The sequence below is a fragment of the Clostridium novyi NT genome, assembly GCF_000014125.1.
Lineage (GTDB): Bacteria > Bacillota > Clostridia > Clostridiales > Clostridiaceae > Clostridium_H > Clostridium_H novyi.
Window position 1 is genome coordinate 1327272 of the sequence record NC_008593.1, and the last position, 25388, is coordinate 1352659.

The 25388-nt window shown below is 28.7% G+C and carries 21 protein-coding genes; all 21 read right to left on the reverse strand.

What is annotated here, in order from left to right:
• Window positions 1–35: 35 nt before the first annotated feature.
• The 21 genes from pgsA to NT01CX_RS06270 all read right to left on the reverse strand — a co-directional run bounded on the left by pgsA (window position 36) and on the right by NT01CX_RS06270 (window position 25386).
• Window positions 36–578 (reverse strand): CDP-diacylglycerol--glycerol-3-phosphate 3-phosphatidyltransferase, encoded by a 543-nt coding sequence (pgsA, locus tag NT01CX_RS06170; protein ID WP_011722197.1) that lies wholly within the window; start codon window positions 576–578, stop codon window positions 36–38.
• A complete protein-coding gene (gene rimO, locus NT01CX_RS06175; protein WP_011722198.1) occupies window positions 562–1896 on the reverse strand; it encodes a 30S ribosomal protein S12 methylthiotransferase RimO in 1335 nt (444 codons plus the stop codon). Before rimO ends, pgsA begins: the two co-directional genes overlap by 17 nt.
• A 92-nt stretch (window positions 1897–1988) precedes the next feature.
• Window positions 1989–4334 carry an FtsK/SpoIIIE family DNA translocase gene (locus NT01CX_RS06180; protein WP_011722199.1) on the reverse strand — a complete coding sequence of 782 codons (2346 nt, stop codon included), beginning with the start codon at window positions 4332–4334 and terminating at the stop codon, window positions 1989–1991.
• Between the two features lie 89 nt (window positions 4335–4423).
• Window positions 4424–5125 (reverse strand): ClpP family protease, encoded by a 702-nt coding sequence (locus tag NT01CX_RS06185; RefSeq protein ID WP_011722200.1) that lies wholly within the window; start codon window positions 5123–5125, stop codon window positions 4424–4426.
• Window positions 5126–5181: 56 nt separating this feature from the next.
• On the reverse strand, window positions 5182–6387 hold the full coding sequence (gene dapG / locus NT01CX_RS06190) for an aspartate kinase (protein WP_011722201.1): 1206 nt from the start codon (window positions 6385–6387) through the stop codon (window positions 5182–5184).
• 23 nt (window positions 6388–6410) lie between these two features.
• Entirely contained in the window at window positions 6411–6686 is a 276-nt protein-coding gene (locus tag NT01CX_RS06195; protein WP_011722202.1) for a YlmC/YmxH family sporulation protein, read from the reverse strand.
• A 139-nt stretch (window positions 6687–6825) separates the two neighbouring features.
• Window positions 6826–8943 (reverse strand): polyribonucleotide nucleotidyltransferase, encoded by a 2118-nt coding sequence (locus NT01CX_RS06200; protein ID WP_011722203.1) that lies wholly within the window; start codon window positions 8941–8943, stop codon window positions 6826–6828.
• 112 nt (window positions 8944–9055) lie between these two features.
• Window positions 9056–9319, reverse strand: a complete 264-nt coding sequence (rpsO, locus tag NT01CX_RS06205) for a 30S ribosomal protein S15 (protein ID WP_011722204.1) — start codon at window positions 9317–9319, stop codon at window positions 9056–9058.
• 146 nt (window positions 9320–9465) lie between these two features.
• Window positions 9466–10392 carry a bifunctional riboflavin kinase/FAD synthetase gene (locus NT01CX_RS06210; RefSeq protein WP_011722205.1) on the reverse strand — a complete coding sequence of 309 codons (927 nt, stop codon included), beginning with the start codon at window positions 10390–10392 and terminating at the stop codon, window positions 9466–9468.
• Between the two features lie 11 nt (window positions 10393–10403).
• Window positions 10404–11273 carry a tRNA pseudouridine(55) synthase TruB gene (gene truB, locus NT01CX_RS06215; RefSeq protein ID WP_011722206.1) on the reverse strand — a complete coding sequence of 290 codons (870 nt, stop codon included), beginning with the start codon at window positions 11271–11273 and terminating at the stop codon, window positions 10404–10406.
• Window positions 11273–12232, reverse strand: a complete 960-nt coding sequence (locus NT01CX_RS06220; RefSeq protein WP_011722207.1) for a DHH family phosphoesterase — start codon at window positions 12230–12232, stop codon at window positions 11273–11275. The genes truB and NT01CX_RS06220 overlap by 1 nt, the downstream gene beginning before the upstream one ends.
• Window positions 12219–12584, reverse strand: coding sequence for a 30S ribosome-binding factor RbfA (rbfA, locus tag NT01CX_RS06225; RefSeq protein WP_011722208.1), 366 nt, complete (start codon window positions 12582–12584; stop codon window positions 12219–12221). The genes NT01CX_RS06220 and rbfA overlap by 14 nt, the downstream gene beginning before the upstream one ends.
• Before the next feature lie 13 nt (window positions 12585–12597).
• Window positions 12598–14640 carry a translation initiation factor IF-2 gene (infB, locus tag NT01CX_RS06230; RefSeq protein ID WP_039242930.1) on the reverse strand — a complete coding sequence of 681 codons (2043 nt, stop codon included), beginning with the start codon at window positions 14638–14640 and terminating at the stop codon, window positions 12598–12600.
• Between the two features lie 34 nt (window positions 14641–14674).
• Complete coding sequence (gene rnpM, locus NT01CX_RS06235; RefSeq protein ID WP_011722210.1) at window positions 14675–14938, reverse strand: RNase P modulator RnpM; 264 nt, start codon at window positions 14936–14938, stop codon at window positions 14675–14677.
• A gap of 29 nt (window positions 14939–14967) precedes the next feature.
• Complete coding sequence (nusA, locus tag NT01CX_RS06240) at window positions 14968–16014, reverse strand: transcription termination factor NusA (RefSeq protein ID WP_011722211.1); 1047 nt, start codon at window positions 16012–16014, stop codon at window positions 14968–14970.
• A gap of 12 nt (window positions 16015–16026) precedes the next feature.
• The gene (rimP, locus tag NT01CX_RS06245; protein ID WP_011722212.1) at window positions 16027–16491 is read right to left on the reverse strand and encodes a ribosome maturation factor RimP; all 465 of its coding nucleotides are present in this window, start codon (window positions 16489–16491) and stop codon (window positions 16027–16029) included.
• Between the two features lie 250 nt (window positions 16492–16741).
• Window positions 16742–21091, reverse strand: coding sequence for a PolC-type DNA polymerase III (locus NT01CX_RS06250; RefSeq protein ID WP_420834409.1), 4350 nt, complete (start codon window positions 21089–21091; stop codon window positions 16742–16744).
• A gap of 56 nt (window positions 21092–21147) precedes the next feature.
• Window positions 21148–22197, reverse strand: a complete 1050-nt coding sequence (gene ispG / locus NT01CX_RS06255; RefSeq protein WP_011722214.1) for a flavodoxin-dependent (E)-4-hydroxy-3-methylbut-2-enyl-diphosphate synthase — start codon at window positions 22195–22197, stop codon at window positions 21148–21150.
• 18 nt (window positions 22198–22215) lie between these two features.
• Complete coding sequence (gene rseP, locus NT01CX_RS06260; RefSeq protein WP_011722215.1) at window positions 22216–23253, reverse strand: RIP metalloprotease RseP; 1038 nt, start codon at window positions 23251–23253, stop codon at window positions 22216–22218.
• 29 nt (window positions 23254–23282) lie between these two features.
• On the reverse strand, window positions 23283–24440 hold the full coding sequence (dxr, locus tag NT01CX_RS06265) for a 1-deoxy-D-xylulose-5-phosphate reductoisomerase (RefSeq protein WP_011722216.1): 1158 nt from the start codon (window positions 24438–24440) through the stop codon (window positions 23283–23285).
• 145 nt (window positions 24441–24585) lie between these two features.
• Window positions 24586–25386 (reverse strand): phosphatidate cytidylyltransferase, encoded by an 801-nt coding sequence (locus tag NT01CX_RS06270; protein ID WP_011722217.1) that lies wholly within the window; start codon window positions 25384–25386, stop codon window positions 24586–24588.
• Between the last annotated feature and the right edge of the window lie 2 nt (window positions 25387–25388).

Consider the following 25388-nt stretch of genomic DNA (forward strand, 5'->3'; position numbering starts at 1 on the left):
GGAACTTATTATCAAAATTATTAGATCGATTTTTATTAATTGTTTGTACTGATTACTTTACGATTTTTCACAAAATAATCAATTCCAGATATAAGTGTTATTAATACAGCACAATATATAGCAATAATAGTAATGTATTTTAAGTAATTTTGTATATATATTAAACTAACCAATCCTAATATTATAGCAATTATTTGAATAACAGTTTTAATCTTTCCCCACCAACTTGCAGCAATTACTATACCTTCTGATGCGGCAATAGCTCTTAATCCTGTTACAGCAAATTCTCTTCCTATAATTATCATAACCATCCAAGCTGGAATAACACCATACTGAACTAGCGCTACTAAAGCTGATGTTACAAGTAATTTATCCGCCAAAGGATCCATGAATTTCCCAAAATTAGTGATTTGATTTCTGCTTCTAGCAATATATCCATCTAACTTATCTGTTATTGCAGCAATTATAAATACACCTGTAGCCACAGCTATAAAGATTGGCTTATTAATAGAAATAAATATAAGAAACACAGGTACTAAAATAATTCTAAGTAATGTAAGCTTATTGGCCAGATTCATCACACACAACTCCTATTAAATCATATTCTAATGTGTCAGTTATTTTTACATAAACAAACTCACCTACATTTAATATTTTATCACATTTAAAGAAAATTGCACCATCAATTTCAGGTACCATTTGATAATTTCTTCCTATATAGTATTTATCATTCTGTCCTTCTACCAATACTTTATACACTTTTTCTAATTTATTTTTATTTATTTTACTAGAAACATTTTGTTGTATAGACATAATAGTTGCTAATCTTTCTTCTTTAAGATCTTCACTTACTTGATCTTTCATTCTAGCTGCAGCTGTATCTTCTTCTTGAGAATACTTAAATACTCCTAAGTTATCAAACTTAATCTCTTCTACAAATTCCTTTAGTTCATTAAACTCATCTTCTGTTTCTCCTGGGAAGCCAACTATAATAGAAGTTCTAAGACATAATCCATCAATTTCTTTTCTCATCTTTTTAATATTATCAGTTATTAATTCTTTGCTACTTTTTCTATTCATTCTTTTTAGTACTGTATTACTAATATGTTGTATAGGTATATCTAAATACTTGCACACTTTATCATTATTTTTTATTTCTTCTATAAGTTCGTCAGTTATTTCTTCAGGATAAGTGTAAAGGATTCTAATCCACTCTATATCTTCTATATTAGATAACTCTCTTAATAATTGAGATAATCTATTTTCTTTATATAAATCACTTCCGTATATAGCAGTATCTTGACCTACTAAAATCAATTCTTTAACTCCCATATTTGCAAGTTCTTTTGCTTCGTTTATTATGCTTTCTATACTTCTACTTCTATATTTTCCTCTTATTTTAGGTATAATACAATACGTACATAAGTTGTTACATCCTTCTGAAATTCTTATATAAGCCATATGTTTTGCCGTTGTTAAAATTCTTTTACCTTCATTTATAGAAATATCGCTGTACTTACATTGGCATATCTTATTATGTTCATTAAAAAAGTCATCTATATAATTTTGTATATTAGCATAATCATTTACTCCAAGCATTATATCGATCTCTGGTATAAGCTCTAGTAATTCCTTTGAGTATCTTTGAGTAAGACATCCTGTTGCTATTATCATTTTACAGTTCTCTTCTTTGTATTTAGCCATTTCTAATATAGTATCTATAGATTCTTGTTTTGAACTTTCTATAAAACCACATGTATTAACAATTATTATATCTGCTTTATTAGGGTCATTGACTATATCGTTTTTTTCATTTAACTTTCCTAAAAGTAACTCTGAATCTATCCTATTTTTATCGCACCCTAAACTTATAAGACCAATTTTGTATCTATTCACTAAATTTCCTCCTTAATGTTTCCACTATGTATTTGTCATAAAATTTATTTTAAATGTAATATATGATTTTAACAAGTAGTATTATTAAATATTTACTCATTATTTTTTAATTCTTCATCATCTACTAATATTTGTCTTGGTTTACTTCCATTTTTGCCCGAAATTATTCCCTTATCTTCCATATCGTCTATTATTCTAGCTGCTCTATTATATCCAATTTTTAGTCTTCTCTGTAATAAGGATGTAGATATTTGTCCATTTTCTAAAGCAATTTTTATAGCTTCATCCATTAATTCATCACTATCAGAATCTTGTTTTTCTACCTTAGTATTTATTTCATTTATTATATTCTGTTCATAATTTGCTGGTCCTTTTTTATCTTTTATAAAGGTAACTATGTTTTCGACTTCTGTTTCAGAAATAAATGCTCCTTGTACTCTAACAGGTTTTGATTCTCCAACAGGATAAAATAACATATCACCTTTACCTAATAGTTTTTCTGCACCGGCTGAATCTATAATTGTTCTAGAATCTATTTGGCTTGATACAGCAAAAGATATTCTTGAAGGTATATTAGCCTTTATTACTCCGGTAATAACATCTACAGAAGGTCTTTGAGTTGCTATTACAAGATGCATTCCAGCTGCCCTTGCCATTTGAGCAAGTCTTGCTATATATTCTTCTACTTCTCCTGGAGATACCATCATAAGATCTGCAAGTTCATCTATTATAATTACAATCCACGGTAATTTATTTTCAGCTCTTCCCTTATTTACAAGCTCATTATATCCTTCTATATTTCTAACATTGTTCTCTGCAAACAAATTGTATCTTCTAGACATTTCTGTTACTGCCCAGTTTAAAGCTCCAGCTGCTTTTTTAGGATTTGTAACAACAGGAATTAATAAATGAGGTATATTATTGTATATATTAAGTTCTACGACTTTAGGGTCTACTAATAATAATTTAACATCCTCAGGAGAATACTTATAAATCAAACTAATTATAAGGGTATTAATACATACACTTTTACCAGAACCAGTTGCCCCTGCTATTAATAAATGAGGCATTTTTGATAAATCTGCAACAACACAATTTCCACTAATATCTTTTCCTATTGCAAAAGCTATATTTTTATCAAAGTTTACAAATTCACTTGATTCTATAACTTCTCTTAAATATACAGGAGAAACAATTTTATTTGGAACTTCTATTCCTATAGCACTTTTCCCTGGAATAGGAGCTTCTATTCTTACAGAAGAAGCCGCTAAATTCAGGGCTATATCATCAGATAGATGTGTAATTTTGCTTACTTTAACTCCTGCACTAGGTTGAAGTTCAAATCTAGTAACAGAAGGTCCTTTTGTTACTTGAATAACCTTAGCATTAACCCCAAAACTATTTAATGTATCTTCTAATTTAGATGCATAGTTAATTAATTCTTTTTTACTATTTTTATCATATGCATTACTTGTATTGTAATTTAACAATTCGGTTGATGGAAAAACATATTCTCTTGAAGTCTCATGTGATTTTTTTTGTATTTCATTATTTATGGATTCACTTGACGTATCTTCTTTATAAGTATTTTCATCATTTTTACTTTTATTAAACATTTGAGTATTTTGTAACGGTTCATTATGTATTACCTTAGGTTCATTTATTTTAATATTTCTTGTGAGTTCATTATCATCAATAGTATTAATTTTAATATCATCGTTTTCTTGCTTTTCTTTGGGTTTTAAAAAGTTAACAAGTTTTATCTTATTATTTATTCCTTTTACAAATGAGTCTCCAACATTAGTTTTATTTTCACTGTCATCACATATTATATCTGTATCATTTGAATTGACTTTAACATTTGCATTTTTCACAGAACTTCCCTTAATAATTTGTATAAGCTCTCTCAATGAAATTTGCATTATAAAAAGAGAAGAAATTATATAAGCTGCAACAAATATTATATACGAACCCACAGTTCCTAAAAGTTTATATAATGGTACATCAATCATGTAGCTTATAACTCCGCCATGAAAAGCATTTTCTTCACTAAATATTTTTGTTATTCCATGCATAAAATCATTTTCTAAATAATACTCATTTATATGTACCATTTGTATAAATAAAAGAGTATTTATAATTAAGATAACTATTCCATAGAATCTATTATTGAAGTTCAGTTTGCTATTTTTATTTATATAACTTATTCCTATAAATATAATTAATAAAGGAAGTATATATGAACCAATTCCAAATAGTCCAATTAATATTTTCTTAATACTTCTACCTAAAATCCCCGAAGAATCTGTAGCAAAAACACTAAGTATCATCAATATACCTAGTGTAATAAAGGCTACACCTCTTATATCATCAGGTATTTGAGAAGGTTGTCCTACATTTGAAGTTTTCTTCGAATGCTTGTTTTTTTTCTTTGTCATTAGCATCACCTCTTTTTCTTCTTTCTACATAAAGTTAAATTCTCCTCTTATTATATTATATAATAAATTAAAACTAGCTAGAGAAATTCTCAGCTAGTTCTTTTATCCCCATTATCAATTATATCTTCTAATTTATTTATAGCACTACTTAAACCGCCAACTTCATCTATTAATCCATAATCAACTGCTTGTTTTCCAATTAATATTGTTCCCATATCATTTAATAAATCATCTGTCTGAAGCATTAACTTTCTAAAAGTTTCGTTTTTCATTTTAGATGTACGTGTTATAAAATCAATTATTCTCTCTTGCATTTTATTAAAATACTCAAAAGTTTGAGGAACACCTAATACAAGTCCATTCATTCTAATTGGATGAATTATCATTGTAGCAGATGGGGATATAAATGAATAATCCGCAGAAGTTGCAAGGGGCACACCAATTGAATGACCTCCACCTATAACTAATGATACACTTGGTTTACTTAAACTATTTATCATTTCTGCTATAGCAAGACCTGCTTCTACATCTCCGCCTACAGTATTTAAAATAATAAGAACTCCTTCTATTGAATCATTAGTTTCTATATCTACTAATTGAGGAATTAAATGCTCGTATTTTGTAGCCTTAGACTGAGGTGGTAAAGCAGAATGTCCTTCAATTTGACCGATAATAGGTAATACTTGAAATCTTTGTTTTCCTATTATTTTGCTTGGATCTTGAACTCCTAATTCTTTAATTGAATCAATACTATTTTGTTCTTGTTCTCTATTGGGATCATTATTACACATAGTAATACCTCCTATTCTGGTAATAGTTTTTACATAGGAAGTGATTACTATTCATTTTATAATCTTTCTAAATTAAATTCTTCATGTAATAAATTAATTGCAGTTTCAGTATATTTTGATTCTACTAAACACCATATTGTTGTATGTGAATCCGCAGTTTGTAGCACTTCTATTTTTTCTTTTACAAGAGATTTTAGAATTTTAGCCATAACACCAGGAATTCCTCTCATTCTAGATCCAATTATAGCAATTTTACTACAATCATCTATGTGAGAATATTTTACGTTTATAGAATTCATTATACCATCAAATTTAAAAAAGTCTTTTTTATCTATTGTAAAGATCTTTTCATTTGGAAATACATTTATTAAGTCTATACTTATTGAATTTTCAGCAAGTATAGGTAATAAATCATAATAGTTTTCATTTCCAGAATTATCTTCTAATTTAATTCTTATTTGAACTCTATTTGCCATATGAGTTATTCCAGTTATAATATTTGATGCATTTAAATCACCAATATTATCTATTGTAGTACCAGTGCAATCACTCATTGTATTTTTTATTACTAAAGGTATACTACCTTTCATTGCTATTTCAACAGCTCTAGGATGAATAACTTTAGCACCTTGCTCTGCAAATTGGAATACTTCATTATAACTTATTTCTTTTATTAGAGAGGCACCTTTTACTATTCTAGGATCTGCAGTCATTATACCATCAACATCTGTGTATATTTCTACTTGTTCTGCATTTAATGCTACTCCAAGCAAAGATGCAGTAACATCACTGCCTCCTCTTCCAAGTGTAGTTATAAATCCTTTTTCACTAACTCCTTGGAAACCACAAACTACAGGTATTTTTCCTTCTTCTAATATTTTCATAATGTTAGCGTTATCTACACTTTTTACTGATGCATCTGAAAAGTTTTCATCTGTATGTATGCCTGCTTGACCACCCATTAATGGTATTGCATTTATATTGTTTTTATTTAATTCATTTGACATTACAACCGAACTTATAATTTCTCCACAACTCATTAAAAGATCTGTAGCCAAAGAATTATTCTCTTTAAATTCATCTGTTAGTAATCCTAATAATGAATCTGTTGCATATGGATCTCCTTTTCTTCCCATGGCCGATACAACAACTACAGGCTTAAATCCAGCTTTTATAGCATTAGAAACTTTTTTTACTACTAACTTTCTTTTTTCGCTAGTTGACACTGATGTGCCACCAAATTTTTGTACCAAAATCTTCATAATAGCCTCCAATAAATCATTAATTATTTATATAATTTTTTAAGTTCAGTTTCTTCTACATCCATAATTATTGTTTTAGCACCAATTTTATTTATATATTCCCAAGGTACTTCTAAAAAACTTTCAGATTTAAAAAGTCTAAATCCTGTTCTATTATCATTTATTATTAAAAACTTAAAGTTTCCTTCCTTATCAATAATTACATCATTATTATATACATAATTATATTTTTCACCATTATTAATATTAATTATTTCACAATTTTCTACATCACTATAAAGTTTAATGTTTTCATTCATAAAAGATACCTCCTTACTTTACATCAGATTATATATATGATATAAAATAAGGATTTATTCTTACTTAGTAACCTTATTTAATTAAATTTACATATGTACATAGTTCATTTTAATAAAATAAAAAGGCATCTCTGCCCTTCTACTTTTCTGTATCTTTATCTTGGTTGTTTTCTGAATCTTTTATAGCATCTTTTCTAGATAAGTTTACTCTTCCCATAGAATCTATTTCTGTTACTTTAACTAATATCTCATCGCCAACTGACACAACATCTTCAACTTTATTAACTCTCTTAACATCTAGTTTAGATATGTGAACTAAGCCTTCTTTGCCAGGTAGAATTTCTACAAATGCACCAAAATTAGCTATTTTAGTAACTTTTCCCAGATAAACTTCTCCTTCTTTTACTTCTCTGCTATAACCATCAATCATAGCTAAAGCTTTCTTTCCTGATTCATAATCTTCAGCAGTTACAAATACAGAACCATCTTCTTTTATATCTATCTTAACTCCAGTTTCATCTATTATTTTATTAATAGTTTTACCACCAGCACCTATTACGTCCTTAATCTTAGAAGGATTAATACTCATTGTAAATACTTTTGGTGCATACTTAGATACTTCTTCTCTTGGTTTATCTATACAATTATTTATAACTTCTAAGATAGTTAATCTAGCTTTTCTAGCATTAGTTATTGCTTTTTTAATACAATCATTAGATAATCCTTTTATTTTAGTATCTACTTGTATTGCTGTAATACCTTTTTCTGTTCCTGCTACTTTAAAGTCCATATCTCCAAAGAAATCTTCAAGACCTTGAATATCAGTAAGAATTTCTTCTTTTTCTAGATCTTCGCTAGTAACTAATCCCATAGCTATTCCAGCTGCTGGTCTTTTCATAGGTACACCTGCATCAAGTAGTGCAAGGGTACTTCCGCAAACACTTGCTTGAGATGTTGAACCATTAGAGCTTAGAACTTCAGATACAACTCTTATTGCATATGGGAATTCCTGTTCACTTGGAATTAATGGTTCTATTGCTTTTTCAGCTAAAGCACCATGACCTATTTCTCTTCTATTAGGTCCTCTTAATGGTCTAACTTCTCCAACACTATAAGATGGGAAATTATAATGATGCATATATCTTTTTGAAGTTTCTTCTTCAATTCCATCAAGAACTTGACCTTCACTTATAGATCCAAGTGTAGCTACACTCATAACTTGAGTTAATCCTCTTGTAAATAGTCCACTACCATGAGTTCTTGGAAGAAGTGATACTTCAGATGAAAGTGGTCTTATTTCATCAAAATATCTACCATCTGGTCTTCTTTTTTCATTTAATATCATATTTCTAACTACTTCTTTTTGCATTTTGTATATAGCTTCACCTATATCCCCTAAATTGTCAGGATATTTTTCATCAAATTCTTCGCTAACTTTTTCTTTAACTTCATCCATAGCTTTATTTCTTGAATCTTTATCAGTTATATACATAGCTTCTTTTACCATATCAAAAGCAAATTCTCTAACTTCTTTTTCTATATCTGCATCTATTTCATGTAAAATAAGCTCAGCCTTTTGTTTTCCGTATTGTTCCATAACTTTTTGTTGGAAGTCAGCAATTTTTTTACATTCTTCAAATCCAAACATTATAGCATCATACATTACATCTTCTGGTATTTCTTCTCCACCTGCTTCTATCATCATTACTCTATCTTTAGTTGCACAAACTGTTAGATCAAGTATGCTTTCTTCTCTTTGTTTTGATGTAGGATTTATTATAAATTCTCCATCAATTAAACCAACTGATACCGTTCCCACAGGTATTGTAAATGGTATACTTGATAAACATAATGCAAGTGATGCTCCATTCATAGCTAATATATTAGGTAAGTTATCTTGGTCTACAGATACTACAGTACAAACAACTTGCACATCATTTCTATATCCCTTTGGAAATAATGGTCTTAGTGGTCTATCTATAGCTCTTGCATTAAGGATAGCTTTATCAGAAGGTCTTCCTTCTCTTTTTATAAAACCTCCTGGTATTTTACCTACAGCATAAAGTCTTTCTTGGTATTCTATACTTAAAGGGAAGAAATCTATTCCCTCCTTAGGTTCTGGTGATGCATTTACATTAACAAGCACCACAGTGTCTCCATAGCTTATATTTAAAGCACAATCTGATAACATTCCAAGCTTACCAAATTCGCCTTTTAACGTTCTACCTGCTACAGTAGTTTCAAAAATATGGTTCATAAAATAACCTCCTTTCAAAATTTATACATATTCTATTAGTTATTATTGCCATTAAAAAATAATTTAACAAATATTTTTCTAAAATAATAGAGCGGAACTAGCCCGCTCTAAATTATTTTCTTAATCCTAATCTTTTAATTAAAGAACGATATCTTTCAATATCATGTTCTTTTAAGTAGTTTAAAAGTCCTCTTCTTTTACCAACCATCATAAGAAGTCCTCTTCTTGAGTGGTGATCTTTTTTGTGTTCTTTTAAGTGTTCGTTTAAGTGATTAATTCTTTCTGTTAATAATGCAACTTGAACTTCTGGAGAACCAGTATCTCCTTCGTGTGTTGCGTATTCTCTAATTAATTGCTCTTTTCTAGCCTTTTCCATTTCGTGCACCTCCAAAATTATAATCCCCTTATTCCATGAATACCGCCGGCCAGTCAGTCTTCATAGCATAAGGTTCACAAGTATTATACCAGATAATCATTAAATTGTAAATTATTTTTTAAATATATAACATATAATTATACTTTCTAGCATAAACATATATTTTGCTTTAATGCAAAATTCTTATCTTTAGATAATTGACTTGCAAGTTCTTCAATTGAGTTGAACTTTTTTTCACTTCTTATTCTTTCGCAAAAATATAATTTTAAATTTTCATCATATATATCTTTTTCAAAACCCAATATATGAGTTTCTATGCTTAATTTTTTGTCACTTACTGTTGGATTATAACCTATATTGGTTATTCCTCTATAAACTTCTCCATTATACTTAACACAAGTATAATAAACACCACCCTTTGGTAATACAAACTTTTTATTATAATTTAAATTTGTAGTAGGAAAATTTATTTTTCTTCCTAATTGTTTACCGTGAACTACCGTTCCTTGCATCATAAACGGTCTATTTAAAAATTTATTTGCTTTTGTTATATTACCTTCCGAAACCAATTGTCTTATTTTTGAACTACTAACAACGTCACCATCGATTTTAACTGGTTCTATTATATTTAATTCAAAGCCAAATTTAATGCTTAATTTTTTTAATAATTCTATATCTCCTAAATTTTTATATCCAAATCTATAATTGAATCCAACAATAATACCTTTTGCATTATAACATTCCACCATATTTTTTATAAAATCTTCTGGAGATATCTTCATGAACTCATTATCAAAATTAACATAGTTAACAATATCTATGCCGCACTTTTCTAGTAGTTCACTTTTAACTTTATTATCTATTATAAGTTTTGGTGCCATATCTTTGTTTATAATAGTTAAAGGATGATTTTTAAATGTAAATACCATACTTTTAGCATTATTTTCTTTTGCAAGTTCAATAGTTTTATTTATAAGACTCATGTGTCCTACATGTAATCCATCGAAACTTCCTAGTGCTATATAAGTTTTTTCCTTTAGTGTAGTTTTGAAATTATCTTCATATATTAGCATTGTCCCAACCCCTAAAGCAATAGTTTCTCAATTTTTAATCCTTTACTATTTCTCATTCCAAGACCTAAGAATTTATTATCTTCACTATATATACGATACATTTTATTAATGTCTAGGTTAGGTAAAAGTCTTTTATCTCCTATTCTAACACCGTTTACTAATAATTTTTCACATTTACTACTTACAAACGCCTTATCATATTGATTTAATGATTCATCTATTGAAATAATATAATCATTAATATTATCTGTTGTTAGTTTATTTAGTTCTATGGAATTTTCTTTAGTAAAAGCTCCACTTTGGACTCTTTCAAGATCCCACATAGTAGCACCACATTTTAAATTGCTCCCAATATCATAACATAAACTTCTTATGTATGTTCCTTTTGAACATTTTACTCTAAATTTAACATAAGGTATATCAATATGTAGTATGTTAATATCATATATAGTAATAGGTCTTGCTTCTCTTTCTATACTCTTACCTTCTCTTGCTAGCTCGTATAATCTCTTACCATTTACTTTTAATGCAGAATACATAGGAGGCACTTGAAAACTGTCTCCTAAAAATGAATTAACTGCACATTCAATTTCATCTAATGATACATTGACTTCACTTATAGATAATTCTTTTCCTTCTCTGTCATATGTATCTGTAATAATTCCTAACTTGAAAGTAGCATCATAAACTTTAAAGTCCTTCATTAAATAATCAACTACTTTTGTTCCTTTACCAATACACACTGGAAGTACTCCACAGGCTAAAGGATCTAAAGTACCAGTGTGTCCTATTTTTTTTATACCTGTTATTTTCTTTATTTGGCATACAACATCAAAAGAAGTTATTCCTATAGGTTTATATACATTTAATATTCCGTTCATTAAATCAACTCTTTTTCTATTTCTTTAAGTAAAATGCTTTCAATTTCATGTACATCTTTATCACTAAAGAATCCAGCGGCTCTTATATGACCTCCACCATTGAATATCTCAGCTATTCTTCTAACATCAACTATATTTTTAGATCTCATGCTAACTTTAGTTCCATCATCTGCTTCTTTAAATAGTATAGCTACTTCTACACTACCAATTCTAGTACCTATATTTATAACATCAGATGTATCCCCTTTATCAACATTGAAATCTTGTAACATGTTCTTAGTTAAATTCATTATACATACTTTATTATTTAATTTTAAATACATATCTTCTATAACTTTACCATGCAATTTTAAATTAGAAAATTTCATATTTTCAAATATAATTCTATGAATTTCAGAAAAGTCTATGCCTTGATTAATTAATTCTCCAGCAATTTCATGTGTAAGTTTAGTGGTATTTAAATGTCTAAAAGAACCTGTATCTGTTATTAATGAAGTATATAAGCATTTACTTATTCCTTCATCTAATTGTACGTTTAATAATTTTAGAATTTCATAAACAATTTCAGCAACAGCTGCTGCTTTAGGGTCCACATAATTTAAATCACCATATTTGTCATTGCTTAAGTGATGATCTATATTAATTAATGTATAATCCCTCTCTTGTATATCATCATTAAAATTTATTCTTTCAACATTACCACAATCTAAAACTATTACAGTATCTGTACTTGGAAGCACTTCCCCTTCACTTTCATTTATCATATATGAATAAGGTAAATACTTAAATGTATCAGGTAAATCTTCCTTTGAAATTATATAAGCATTTTTGTTTAATTTAAGAAGCCCTTGCACTAGTGCAAGGGAACTTCCTATTGAATCCCCGTCAGGTGATATATGACAAGTAATTCCTATTTTTTGGCTATCTTTTATTCTATTGATAATACTATCTATTATCATTTCTTTTCTTCTCCTTTAAATTGCTTAAAAGATCATTTATATGCATACCATGCTCTATACTCTCATCTAACTCTAATAGTATTTCTGGAGTATATCTTAATTTAACTCTATGACCTACTTCACGACGGATAAATCCAGCTGAACTTTTTAATGCTTCTAAAGTTTCTGTTTTAGATTCATCACTTCCAAAAATACTTATAAATACTTTAGCATATCTTAGGTCATTTGTAACTTCAACTCTTGTTACACTAACCATTCCAGTAAGTCTTGGATCGTGTATATCATCTCTAATTATATTGCTGATTTCTTTTTTTACTTCTTCATTTATTCTACCAAGTCTATATCTAGCCATATAATATTCTCCTTTATAAGTTTTTAGGTTTTATTTCTTCCATAGTAAAGGCCTCTATTATATCTCCTTCTTTTATATCATTAAATTTCTCAACAGATAATCCACATTCATATCCTTTTGCAACTTCTTTTGCATCATCTTTGAATCTCTTTAATGATGATATTTCTGACTCAAATATAACTATTCCATCTCTTATTACTCTTACGCTACTATCTCTTGTAATTTTTCCATTTAGAACATAGCAACCTGCAATAGTTCCAACACTTGATATTTTATATACAACTCTTACTTCTGCAGAACCTAAGACAACTTCTTTATATTCAGGTTCTAACATACCTACCATAGCTGCTTTTATATCATCTAGAGCATCATATATTACTCTGTAAGTTCTTACATTAACTCCTTCTTTTTCAGCAAGAACAGTTGCATTATTAGAAGGTCTAACGTTAAATCCGATAATTACTGCATTAGAAGCAGCTGCTAATGTAACATCTGTTTCACTTATTGCTCCAACTGCACCATGTATAACTCTTACTTTAACAGAATCTGTTGATAATTTTTCAAGAGATTGTATAACAGCTTCAACTGAACCTTGAACATCGGCTTTAACTATTACGTCAAGTTCTTTAACTTTTCCTTCTTGAATTTGATTATATAAATCTTCAAGAGAAACTTTGTTAGTTGATTGCATGCGTTTTTCTCTTAATTTTTCTTTTCTCTTATCAGCCATGTTTCTTGCAGTTTTTTCATCTTTAACTACATTGAATCTATCTCCTGCATCTGGTACTTCTGAAAGTCCTAATATCTCTACTGGAATTGATGGTCCTGCAACTTTAATGTTTTTACCTTTATCATCAAACATTGCTCTGATTCTACCGTATGTATTACCAACAATTATAGAATCACCAACTTTAAGTGTTCCATTTTGAACTAATAGAGAAGCTACAGGTCCTCTACCTTTGTCTAATTTAGCTTCGATTACAGTACCTTTTGCTTTTCTTTCAGGATCTGCTTTTAATTCTTCCATTTCAGCAGTTAAAATAATCATTTCAAGTAAAGTATCAAGTCCTTCTTTTGTATGAGCTGATACTGGTACTGTTATAACATCTCCACCCCAGTCTTCTGGAATTAAGTTGTGTTCAGTTAATTCTTGTTTAACTCTATCTAAATTAGCTGCTGGTTTATCAATTTTATTAATAGCAACTATCATAGGAACCTCTGCTGCTTTACAGTGATTTATAGCTTCTATAGTTTGTGGCATTATACCATCATCAGCAGCAACAACAAGTATAACTATATCTGTAACTTGAGCTCCTCTTGCTCTCATAGTTGTAAATGCTTCGTGTCCTGGAGTATCTAAGAATGTTATTTTTTCTCCATTAACATTTACAGTATAAGCACCTATATGCTGAGTTATTCCACCTGCTTCTGTTGATGTAACTTTTGCTTTTCTTATAGCATCTAGTATAGATGTTTTACCATGGTCAACGTGTCCCATTACTGTTACAACTGGTGGTCTTTTTTCAGTACCTTCATCTTCATCTTCTATTTCTTTTGTTATTGTATCGTCTTCCTTTTGCATTATAACAGCATTGAATTTTTCTGCTAATTTTTCAGCAGTATTAAAATCTAATTCTTGGTTTATAGCTGCCATAACCCCCATAAACATTAATTGTTTTATTACTTCTGTTGTAGGTTTTTTTAATTTATCAGCTAATGCTTTAACAGTTATAGTATCTTCCATTTCTATAACTATTTCTTCTTCAGAAGACTCATTATCTGCATTTTTATTTCCTTTTTTAACTTCTTTCTTCTTGTTTTTGACTTTTTTATTAGAAGCATCTATTTCTTCATCTGCAACAACACTTCTATTAGCTTTCTCATCTGAATTTTCTTCATCGTCAAAGATTTCCTTTATCAGTTCCGCATCTTCTTCATCTAGTACACTCATATGATTTTTAACTGTTATGTTAAATTCACTTGCAAGTATATCTATTAATTCTCTACTTGTTATATCCAGTTCTTTCGCTAATTCATAAACCCTTGTTTTAGCCAAAACATTCACCCCCAGTTAGTGTATTAAAATTATCTTATTCCATAATTTCGTTTTTCAATTTTTTATAGATTTCATCATCTATTTTAACTTCTAAGTTTCTCTCTAATCTTTTAGTCTTGAATGCTTTTTCTAAACATTCAATGTTTTTACAAATGTAAGCACCTCTACCAGGCTTTTTACCTGTTAGATCTATAGATACTTCATTTTTTTTATTTTTTACAACTCTAATTAGTTCTTTTTTAGGCTTCATTTCTGAACACCCAGTGCACATTCTAGTAGGAATTTTTTTTATTTTCATGATAAAGCTCTACCACCTTTCTCAAGAAATTATTCTTCTACTTGAGATTCGCTTTTTATATCTATTTTCCATCCTGTTAGTTTCGCTGCAAGTCTAACATTTTGGCCTTCTTTACCAATAGCTAAAGATAACTGACTATCTTCTACTACTATTTTAGCAGATTTATTTTCATCATCAATGTCTACGCTTAATACTCTAGCTGGACTTAATGCATTGGCGATATATTTTTCAGGTTCTTTATCCCACTTAATTATATCTATCTTTTCATTTTTAAGCTCTGTCACTATGTTTTGAACTCTCATTCCCTTTGGTCCAACACATGCACCAGTTGCATCTACATTTTCATCATTAGAATAAACAGCTATTTTTGTTCTTGATCCTGCTTCTCTTGCTATGCTTTTAACTTCTACTACACCAGCATATATTTCAGGAACTTCTAATTCAAAAAGTCTTTTTACTAGTCCTGGATGTGTTCTTGAAACTACAACTTGAGGTCCTTTAGTAGTATTTTTAACTTCTACTATGTATAGTTTTAACTTTTGATTAAAATTATACTCTTCTCCTGGCATTTGTTCGTTTGGTCCAAGAACTGCTTCTGTTTTTTCTAAGTCAACAAAAACATTGCCCTTATCTTTTCTTATAACTGTTCCTGTAATTATATCAAATTCTTTAGCTATAAATTCATCATATACTACTTTTCTTTCAGCTTCTTTTATTCTTTGAATTACTACTTGTTTAGCTGTTTGTGCAGCAATTCTTCCAAAACTTTTTGGAGTAACTTCTAAATCTACTATATCTCCCATTTGATATCTGCTATCAATTTCACGAGCATCTTCTAGAGAAATTTCATTAACACCTGAAGGTTCTTCTTCGATCTTCTTTTGGGCATATACATGTATTTCCCCATTTTCTCTATCAATAGTTACCTTTACATTTTGTGAATTTCCCCCTACTTTAGCATAGTTTTTTTTGTATGCTGATACTAAAGCATCCTCCACAGTATCAAATAATAATTGTTCTCCGATTCCCTTTTCTTTTACGATTTCTCTTAGGGCCTCAATAAATTCAGCATTCATTTTTCGAACCTCCTAAAACTCCCCTTTTAAAATAATCTTCTTTATTCTTTCTCTTGGAATGTTAATACTTTCATTTTCTTTTTCGATTGTTACTGTATCATCATTAAAACTTATTAAATTCCCTTGATGTTCCCTACTTCCCTCAAATAACTTAGCAAGCTTTACAATTATTTGATTATTAGTGTATTTATGTAGGTGCTCTTCAGTATAAAGCACCCTCTCAATTCCTGGTGAAGATACTTCTAAATAATAACTATCTGAAATAGGATCTTTTTCATCTAAAATATCGCTTACTTTTCTACTAACTTTTTCGCAATCTTCTAAATTTATTCCTTTTGAACTATCTATATATATCCTAAGGTAATTTTCATTTTGTTCTCTCACATATTCTATGTAATACAATTCATAGTTTAATTCTTCTACTATAGGTTTTATTAACTTGTTAATTTCATCCATATTTATTAAATTGTTCTTCATCGACAACCCTCCTTAACTCTAGTTTAAACAATTTGCTGATAAATAAACAAATATTAATGAAAAACGCAACAAAATAGTTGCGTTTTTACAAATATAAAGAGTGGGTTTTTGCCCACTCCTATGCTAAAATTTATCTGCTAAGTATTTCTACTTCATTTTAACACACTAAAAACCCTATTTCAAGGGATAAAGTAAATGAAATTACATTATATATAATTTATCCACTTATTCAAAGTTATACATCATTTTATTAGAAAAGAGATAATTGGTTTGTATCTGGTAATCCTTCTAAACATCCATGTTCACTTAAAGCTTCAATAACAGTTTTTGATACTTTAGATCTTTTTCTTAAATCTTCTTTAGAAATAAATTCTCCTCCTTCTCTAGCGTCGGCAATACTTTTTGCAGCATTAAGTCCTACACCTGAAAGAGAACCTATTGGAAGTCTTATATAATTTCCTTCTATTAAAAATTTAGTTGGATGAGATTTATATATATCAACCTTTAAAAATTTTATATTTCTCTTATACATTTCAAATGCTAATTCTAAATTAGTTAAAAGACCTTTATCTTTTTGGGTAGCACTATTTCCAAGAGCATTTATCTCATCCATTTTTCTTTTTATAACCTCTTCACCTTTTACTATTAAATCAGCATCAAAGTCATCAATACCTCTTACTGTAAAGTAAGTTGCATAATAAGCTTCGGGATAATAAACTTTATAGTATGCTATTCTAACAGCCATCATTACATAAGCCACAGCGTGACCTTTAGGGAACATGTATTTTATTTTTTTACAAGATTCTATATACCAATCTGGTACTTTATGTTCTCTCATTAAAGCTTCATGTTCTTCTGAAAGTCCCTTACCTTTTCTTACCTTTTCCATAATTGTAAATGCATCTTTAGGTGGTAACCCTTTATGAAGTAGATATACCATTATGTCATCTCTCGTTGCTATACAATCTTTAAGAGTAGTATATCCTTCTTTTATAAAATATTGAGCATTGTTAAGCCATACATCAGTACCGTGAGAAAGTCCAGATATTCTCACTAAATCAGAAAATGTTTTTGGCTTTGTATCAACTAACATCTGCCTTACAAATTTAGTACCAAATTCAGGTATACCATAACATCCTACAGGACATTCAAGTTCCTCTGCTGTTACTCCTAAAGCTTCAGGAGAAGTAAAAAGACTTAATACTTTTTCATCTCCTATAGGTATTTTTATAGGATCAAGTCCAGTTATATCTTTTAACATTCTAAGTACAGTAGGATCATCGTGTCCTAGTATATCTAGCTTTAGAAGTCTTCCGCTTATTGAATGATAATCAAAGTGAGTAGTTATAATATCTGAATTAGCATCATCTGCTGGATGTTGTATTGGGCAAAAATTATATATTTCATTATCACTAGGTACAACCATAATTCCACCTGGATGTTGACCTGATGTTCTTTTAACTCCAGTACATCCTTGAGTTAATCTTTCAATTTCAGCCTGTGATACTACCATGTTTTTTTCATCTAAATACTTTTTTACAAATCCATAAGCTGTCTTATCAGCTATTGTACCTATAGTTCCTGCTTTAAAAGTATGACCTTTTCCGAAAAGCACTTCAGTATATTTATGAATATCTCCTTGGTTATCTCCAGAGAAGTTAAGGTCAATATCTGGTTCTTTATCACCATTGAATCCAAGGAAGGTTTCAAATGGTATATCGTGTCCATCTCTATTATAATCAGCTCCACATTTAGGACATTTTTTAGGAGGTAAATCTGCTCCAGATGAAACTGACCCATCCGTAAAGAACTCACTATTTTTGCAATTAGGACATACATAATGTGGTGGAAGTCCATTAACTTCTGTAATATCAGACATAGTTGCAACAAGTGAAGATCCAACAGATCCTCTTGAACCAACTAAGTATCCATCTTCAAGAGATTTAGCAACTAGTTTATGTGCTATTAAATATAAAACCGCATATCCATTATTTATAATAGAATTTAATTCTTTTTCCAGTCTATCATGTACAACCTTAGGAAGTGGATTTCCATATATAGAATAAGCCTTTTCTAGTGTCATATTTCTTATATCTTCTTCTGCTCCATCTATTTTAGGTGGAAATGTTTCATCTGGTATAGGTTTTACAAACTCCACTGCATTTGCAATTTTTTGAGGGTTGTTTATTACTACCTCTTTTGCTATATCTTCTCCTAAATATTCAAATTCTTTAAGCATTTCATTTGTAGTTTTTAAATATAATGGAGGTTGATTTTCAGCATCTGAAAACCCTTGACCAGCCATTAATATTTCTCTAAACTTACCGTCTTTAGGATCTAAAAAATGTACATCTCCTGTAGCAACTACAGGCATATTATTATTTATTCCTAATTCATATATTTTTCTATTTATTTCTTTAAGTTGATCTTGGTTCTTTACAATACCTTTTCTAAGCATAAATTCATTGTTCATAATTGGCTGTATTTCTAGATAATCATAGAATTTAATGATTTCTTTTAAATCCTCGTTACTTTTTCCCTCTAAAACAGCCTTATATACTTCTCCAGCTTCACATGCAGAACCTATTATTAATCCTTCTTTGTATTGTTCAATTAAACTTTTAGGCATTCTAGGTTTTTTATAAAAATAATCTAAATTAGAAAATGAAATAAGCTTATATAAGTTTTTTAGTCCCACTTGATTTTTAGCAAGAATAATTAAGTGGTATGTTGGAAGCTTTTTAACATCAATATTTCCTAAAAATTTATTATTTAAATCATCTAAATATGTTATATTCATTTCTTTTAATAATTTAAAACAATGTACTAATATATCTCCCGTAGCTTTAGCATCATCTACAGCTCTATGATGATTTTCAAGTGAAACTCCTAAATGCTTTGCAATGGTATTTAATTTATATCTTTTTAATTCTGGAAATAAAAATTTAGCTAAAGGTATAGTATCCATTACTGTATAGTTACACTCAATATTTAAATCCTTACAATTCTTTCTTATAAAAGACATATCAAAATTAGAATTATGCGCAACAAGAACAGTACCCTCTGCAAATTTTATGAATTTAGGCAATACTTTATCTATAGTTTCAGCATCTTTCACATCATCATTAGTTATACTTGTAAGTTCCGTAATTTTATATGGTATTTTAATTTCAGGATTTACAAAAGCACTAAAAGAATCTATTATATTTCCATTTTTAATTTTTACAGCTCCAAATTCAATTATTTTATCATATTGACTTGAAAATCCTGTAGTTTCTAAATCAAATACTACAAATGTATCATCTATATTTTGATTTTTTACATTAGTAGCAATAGGAACTCCATCATTTACAAGATAAGCCTCAACACCATATATAACTTTAATATTAAATTTTTTAGCTGCATCCATAGCTTCTGGAAACGCTTGAACTACTCCATGATCTGTTATTGCAACAGCTGGGTGACCCCACTTTGCTGCCCTTTCTATTAAAGAAGTAGCAGAAGATAGACCATCCATAGCACTCATTTGAGTATGCATATGTAATTCTACTCTTTTTTCTTCACAAGTATCCATCTTTTCAAGTTTAGATGTTTTAACTATGTCTCTTGCCATAATAACTACTTCTCTTGCAAATGAATCATGTACCGCTTCTCCTCTAACTTTACAATGTAATCCAGCTTTTATTTCTTCTAGTAATTCATCAGTTTCCTTTGGTTTTGGAAAACACTTTACTGTTATAGAACTTGTATAATCAGTTATAAAGAATGTTATTATTTTTCTACCAGACTTAGTTTCAATTATATTTACTTTAAAAATATCACCACATATATTAACTACTCCGGATGTTTCATTTATATTAACCATATCCTCAATTTCTCCTTGAACATCTCTTCCAAATATAGCATTTGGGTTCTTAGGACCATGGTTCTTTTTATAATAAGTATTTTTATTTGAATTTTTATTATTTTCATTTTTATTATGTGAACTTTCTTTACTAGCTCCACTTGATATATTTGCTTTATTTTCCTTTAATGTACTTACTATTATTTCTTTTTCTTCCTGTTCCTTAACTGCAATGTAGTTAGTTTCCTTTAATTGTGAATTATATTTTATTGTAACAATTGTTTTAACTCCAAATATATCACTTATTACATTCTGAATGATTTTATTTAAATTTTTATTTTGCAATAAATTGCACATAAACTTATCGCCTATATGAATAACTAATAAATTTTCTTCAACTACTTTATTACATGACATAAGCACTTGTTTACACACAGGTATAATTTTAGACACATTCTCAACAATGTCTACCCAATATTTATTTGTAATATCCTCTAAAGATACATTTGATATATCTTTGTAACACAATAAATCTATATTTTCAAATCCAATTAATTTTTTAGATATAACTGATTTTATTAAATGTTTTGTACTTTCTTCTAGTTCATTGGTTGACTTTAAAACTATTTTTAGTTTATTACTTTTACTTAAATATTTAACTTTAAGTATTCTTATATTTTCGTCATATACATTATTGGAATCTAATTCAGTTTTTAATATTTGAACTAAACTAGCATTCATCAATGTTTCCTCCATTCTAATTAGCTTTCTTTAATAGTTTAAATTATTTAAGGCTATGAAAAATCATAGCCTTAAATATTCTCTACTTCTTTTATAAGTTCATCTATTAAATTTTCTTCTTTTACTTTCTTAACTATTTTGCCTTTTTTAAATATTAAGCCTTCTCCATTGCCACCTGCAATTCCAACATCAGCTTCTTTAGCTTCTCCTGGTCCATTTACAACACAACCCATTATAGCAACTTTTATATTTTTATTTATATTTCCAAGTCTCTTTTCTACATCATTGGCTAACTTTATTAGGTTTATTTTAGTTCTACCACATGTAGGACAGGATACAAACTCTATTCCTTCCTTTATATGTCCAGTAGCTTTTAATATTTCTCTTCCAACTTTTATTTCTTCAATTGGATCTCCGGTTAAAGAAACTCTAATAGTATCTCCTATTCCCTCTGAAATAAGAGTTCCTATTCCTACACTTGATTTTATAGTACCTCTCCATATAGTACCTGATTCAGTAACCCCTATATGTAGTGGATAATTTACTTTAGAAGATATCATTCTATAACTTTCTATCATCTGATTTACATTTGAAGATTTAATTGATATTACTATATCATCAAAATTAATATCTTCTAAAATATTAACATGTTTTAGAGCACTTTCAACTAATGCTTCTGGACAAACTCCATTATATTTTTCTAATAACTCTTTTTCTAATGAACCCGAATTAACACCAATTCTTATAGGAATACCTTTTTCCTTAGCTGCTTTTGCAACTAATTTTACTCTTTCACGACTTCCTATATTTCCTGGATTTATTCTTAAAGCAGCTACTCCATTTTCTATAGATCTAAGAGCTAATTTATAATCAAAATGTATATCAGCTACTACAGGAATTTCTACACTACTTGTTATTTCTTTTAATGCATCAGCCGCATCCATATCTAAAACTGCACATCTTGTTATATCACAACCAGCCATTTGTAATGCTTTTATTTGATTTATAGTTGCCTTAACATCTCTAGTGTCAGTGTTATTCATAGATTGAATACTAATAGGTGAATCTCCACCTAAATATATATTTCCAACTTTTATCTTTTTAGTTTCTTTTCTATTCATACATCCATCCCCTAAATATTAAAGTTTAATAGGGTAAAGTACATCTTTTATTGTAACTACAACCATAAGTAATAATAACAAAGCAAATCCAATGGTATTTATAACCCCTATCCTATCTTTATTTATTTCTCTCTTTGTAATTATTTGATATAAAGAAACAAATATCCAAAATCCATCTAGTGCTGGGAAAGGAAGTAAGTTAAATATACCTAATTGAATACTTATGAATGCTGAAAATAAAACCAAATTCATAAGTCCAGCCTTAGATACTGCCCAAGTAACTCTTAAAATTGTTACAGGTCCACCAAAATCATTTTTGGATGCTTTTCCTTTAAAAATCATGCCCAAAGATTGAAATGTTTGCTTTATTGTTGAACTTGTTTCTTGAAGTCCATATTTTACAGATTGAAAGAAATTAGGTTTTTCCACTATAGAAGAACATATTCCTAACATATAAGTTCCATCTTTAGAATTTTTTATAGGCACTATACTTACAGATTTTTGTTCATTGTTTTTTGTAAGCAATTGTACATCAATTGGAGAACCCTTTGACATATTTATTTGTCCTATAACATCCTCCCAAGTATTAATCTTATTATTATTAACCTTCGTTATTGTATCTCCTGGTTTTATTCCAGCCTTTATGGCAGGACTATTTGGAATTACTTCACTTACAATTGGAACTGAAAATCCTCTCATATGCCCTATTATAGCAAATAACACAATTGCCAATACAAAATTCATTATTGGACCAGCTGCTACAATGCTAAGTCTTCTTAATGGTGATTTATTTGAAAAAGATCTTTCATCATCTATAGGAACTTCTTCCTCTTCACCTTCTCCAAGCATTTTTACATATCCTCCAATAGGAATTATTCTAAATGCATAAAGAGTTTCTTTACCCTTTATTCCAAATAACTTAGGACCCATTCCTATTGCAAATTCTTCTACTTTAACCCCATTAAGTTTTGCTAGTGCAAAATGGCCAAATTCATGAATAATAACTAATGCACTAAAGGCTAATATTACAAAAATAATATTTAACAATACATTCAAAAATTTTTCCCTCCTTATACAAACTACACTTAAAAATTATATTTATTTTTTATAAATGACCTAACTTTAGCTTCTGCATTTAAAATATCTTCTACATCTTTTATACTTTTGTTTTCAAACTTATTCATGCACTCTTCAACAATATCAACTATTTCTAAATATTTAATATGGTTATTTAAAAACATATTTACTGCAACTTCATTTGAAGCATTAAAAATAGTAGGCATTATTCCCCCTAATTTTCCTGCTTCATATGCAAGTTTTAATCCTCTAAATTTTTCAAAATCAGGTTTTTCAAAAGTTAAATTTCCCATATTATAAACATCTAGTTTTTCCACTACTTTTTTATTTCTAACAGGATAATTTAAAGCGTATTGTATAGGAAGCCTCATATCCGTACTAGCTAGTTGTGCAATTATACTTCCATCTATGTATTCTACCATTGAATGGACTATACTTTGTGGATGGACAAGAACTTTAATTTTATCATAACCTACATTAAATAACCAATGAGCTTCAATTACTTCTAATCCTTTATTTATCATGGTAGAAGAATCAATTGATATTTTTTTACCCATATTCCATTTAGGGTGTTTTAAGGCCTGCTCTGGTGTGATATTTATTAGCTCTTCTAATTTACTTTGTCTAAAAGGTCCTCCTGATGCAGTAACATAGATTGTTTCTATATCCTTATAGGAATTTCCTTGAAGACACTGAAATATAGCTCCATGTTCAGAATCTACTGGAAGAATTTTAACATTGTTTTGTTTTGCTGCCTTCATTACAAGTTCTCCACCTGTAACTAAAGTCTCCTTATTTGCTAAGGCAATATCTTTTCCTGCATTAATAGCCTCTAATGTTGGAACAAGTCCAATCATTCCTACAATAGATGTTACTACTAATTCAACTTCTTCTAAAGTAGATATTTTAATTAATCCATCCATTCCATATAATAAGTTTATTTTTATATTATTTATATTACAATGATCTTTTACCTTTAAAAAAGTCTCTTTATCATTAATAGCACCATATACTGGATTAAACTTTTCTATTATAGTTATAATCTTTTCATAGCTTTTATTTGCAGAAAAAGCTACTAATTTGAATTTATTACTTTCCTTTTCTATTACATCTAGAGTTTGTGTTCCTATAGAACCAGTAGCTCCTAATATGCATATATTTTTCATTGCTAAACTCCCATCATAATCTAAAAATTATTTTATCTACAATATACTATATTACTATCTATAAATAAAGTAAATAATACTATTTTTATATTTCAAAACCAAAACCATAATATACTTATATTATATGAATTTTGTCAGCATATTATTATATTTTCATTATCATTGTAACATAATAATATACTATAACTGATGTAAAAAGTATACTATCAAATCTATCTAATATTCCTCCATGGCCTGGTATTAGATTACTATAGTCTTTAACATCAACATATCTTTTTATGGATGAGGCTACTAAATCACCAAATTGACAAAATACTCCACATACAATTCCCATAAATATAAAATGGTATACAGGCACTTGTACTCCAAAGGAATTAATCACTAATCCATAAATTCCACAAAATAAAGTACTTCCTATAAGTCCACCAATTGAACCTTCAATTGTTTTTTTAGGACTAACTCTAGGACATAATTTATTTTTTCCAAAATACTTTCCTACATAATACGCAGATGTATCACATAACCAAGCTGATATAAAAATAATCCAAATAAGATATTTTCCATTTGGTTTATCATTTATTAATGCAATAAAGCTAAAGAACATAGTAACGTATAAAAATCCCATTAATGTTACAGCTACATCTATAAAATTATACTTATCAGATATTACAGGTATACAAAGCATAATAAATAGTGCAAATAGTATCATTAAAAATAATTTTTGAAAACTAAATGAATTATTTATAATCAGTATATAATAAATAATAGTTAAAATATAAGATACAATACTTAATGGATTAATACCTTTTTTTCTTGAAACATTATAAAACTCATATATTCCCATTAAGGAAAGTAATGCTACAAGAACCTTTAAGTATATTCCACCTAAAAATAAAACTATAATTAGGGGTGATAAAATAGCAGCTCCTAAATATCGTTTATTCATAT

What these genes read in the sequence shown, in the direction of transcription:
- pgsA (WP_011722197.1), bottom strand. Translation starts at nt 578, where the DNA reads ATGAATCTGGCCAATAAGCTTACATTACTTAGAATTATTTTAGTACCT.
- NT01CX_RS06180 (WP_011722199.1), bottom strand. Translation starts at nt 4,334, where the DNA reads ATGACAAAGAAAAAAAACAAGCATTCGAAGAAAACTTCAAATGTAGGA.
- NT01CX_RS06185 (WP_011722200.1), bottom strand. Translation starts at nt 5,125, where the DNA reads ATGTGTAATAATGATCCCAATAGAGAACAAGAACAAAATAGTATTGAT.
- dapG (WP_011722201.1), bottom strand. Translation starts at nt 6,387, where the DNA reads ATGAAGATTTTGGTACAAAAATTTGGTGGCACATCAGTGTCAACTAGC.
- NT01CX_RS06195 (WP_011722202.1), bottom strand. Translation starts at nt 6,686, where the DNA reads ATGAATGAAAACATTAAACTTTATAGTGATGTAGAAAATTGTGAAATA.
- NT01CX_RS06200 (WP_011722203.1), bottom strand. Translation starts at nt 8,943, where the DNA reads ATGAACCATATTTTTGAAACTACTGTAGCAGGTAGAACGTTAAAAGGC.
- rpsO (WP_011722204.1), bottom strand. Translation starts at nt 9,319, where the DNA reads ATGGAAAAGGCTAGAAAAGAGCAATTAATTAGAGAATACGCAACACAC.
- NT01CX_RS06210 (WP_011722205.1), bottom strand. Translation starts at nt 10,392, where the DNA reads ATGCTAATATATGAAGATAATTTCAAAACTACACTAAAGGAAAAAACT.
- truB (WP_011722206.1), bottom strand. Translation starts at nt 11,273, where the DNA reads ATGAACGGAATATTAAATGTATATAAACCTATAGGAATAACTTCTTTT.
- NT01CX_RS06220 (WP_011722207.1), bottom strand. Translation starts at nt 12,232, where the DNA reads ATGATAATAGATAGTATTATCAATAGAATAAAAGATAGCCAAAAAATA.
- rbfA (WP_011722208.1), bottom strand. Translation starts at nt 12,584, where the DNA reads ATGGCTAGATATAGACTTGGTAGAATAAATGAAGAAGTAAAAAAAGAA.
- rnpM (WP_011722210.1), bottom strand. Translation starts at nt 14,938, where the DNA reads ATGAAAATAAAAAAAATTCCTACTAGAATGTGCACTGGGTGTTCAGAA.
- nusA (WP_011722211.1), bottom strand. Translation starts at nt 16,014, where the DNA reads ATGAATGCTGAATTTATTGAGGCCCTAAGAGAAATCGTAAAAGAAAAG.
- rimP (WP_011722212.1), bottom strand. Translation starts at nt 16,491, where the DNA reads ATGAAGAACAATTTAATAAATATGGATGAAATTAACAAGTTAATAAAA.
- NT01CX_RS06250 (WP_420834409.1), bottom strand. Translation starts at nt 21,091, where the DNA reads ATGGAGGAAACATTGATGAATGCTAGTTTAGTTCAAATATTAAAAACT.
- ispG (WP_011722214.1), bottom strand. Translation starts at nt 22,197, where the DNA reads ATGAATAGAAAAGAAACTAAAAAGATAAAAGTTGGAAATATATATTTA.
- dxr (WP_011722216.1), bottom strand. Translation starts at nt 24,440, where the DNA reads ATGAAAAATATATGCATATTAGGAGCTACTGGTTCTATAGGAACACAA.
- NT01CX_RS06270 (WP_011722217.1), bottom strand. Translation starts at nt 25,386, where the DNA reads ATGAATAAACGATATTTAGGAGCTGCTATTTTATCACCCCTAATTATA.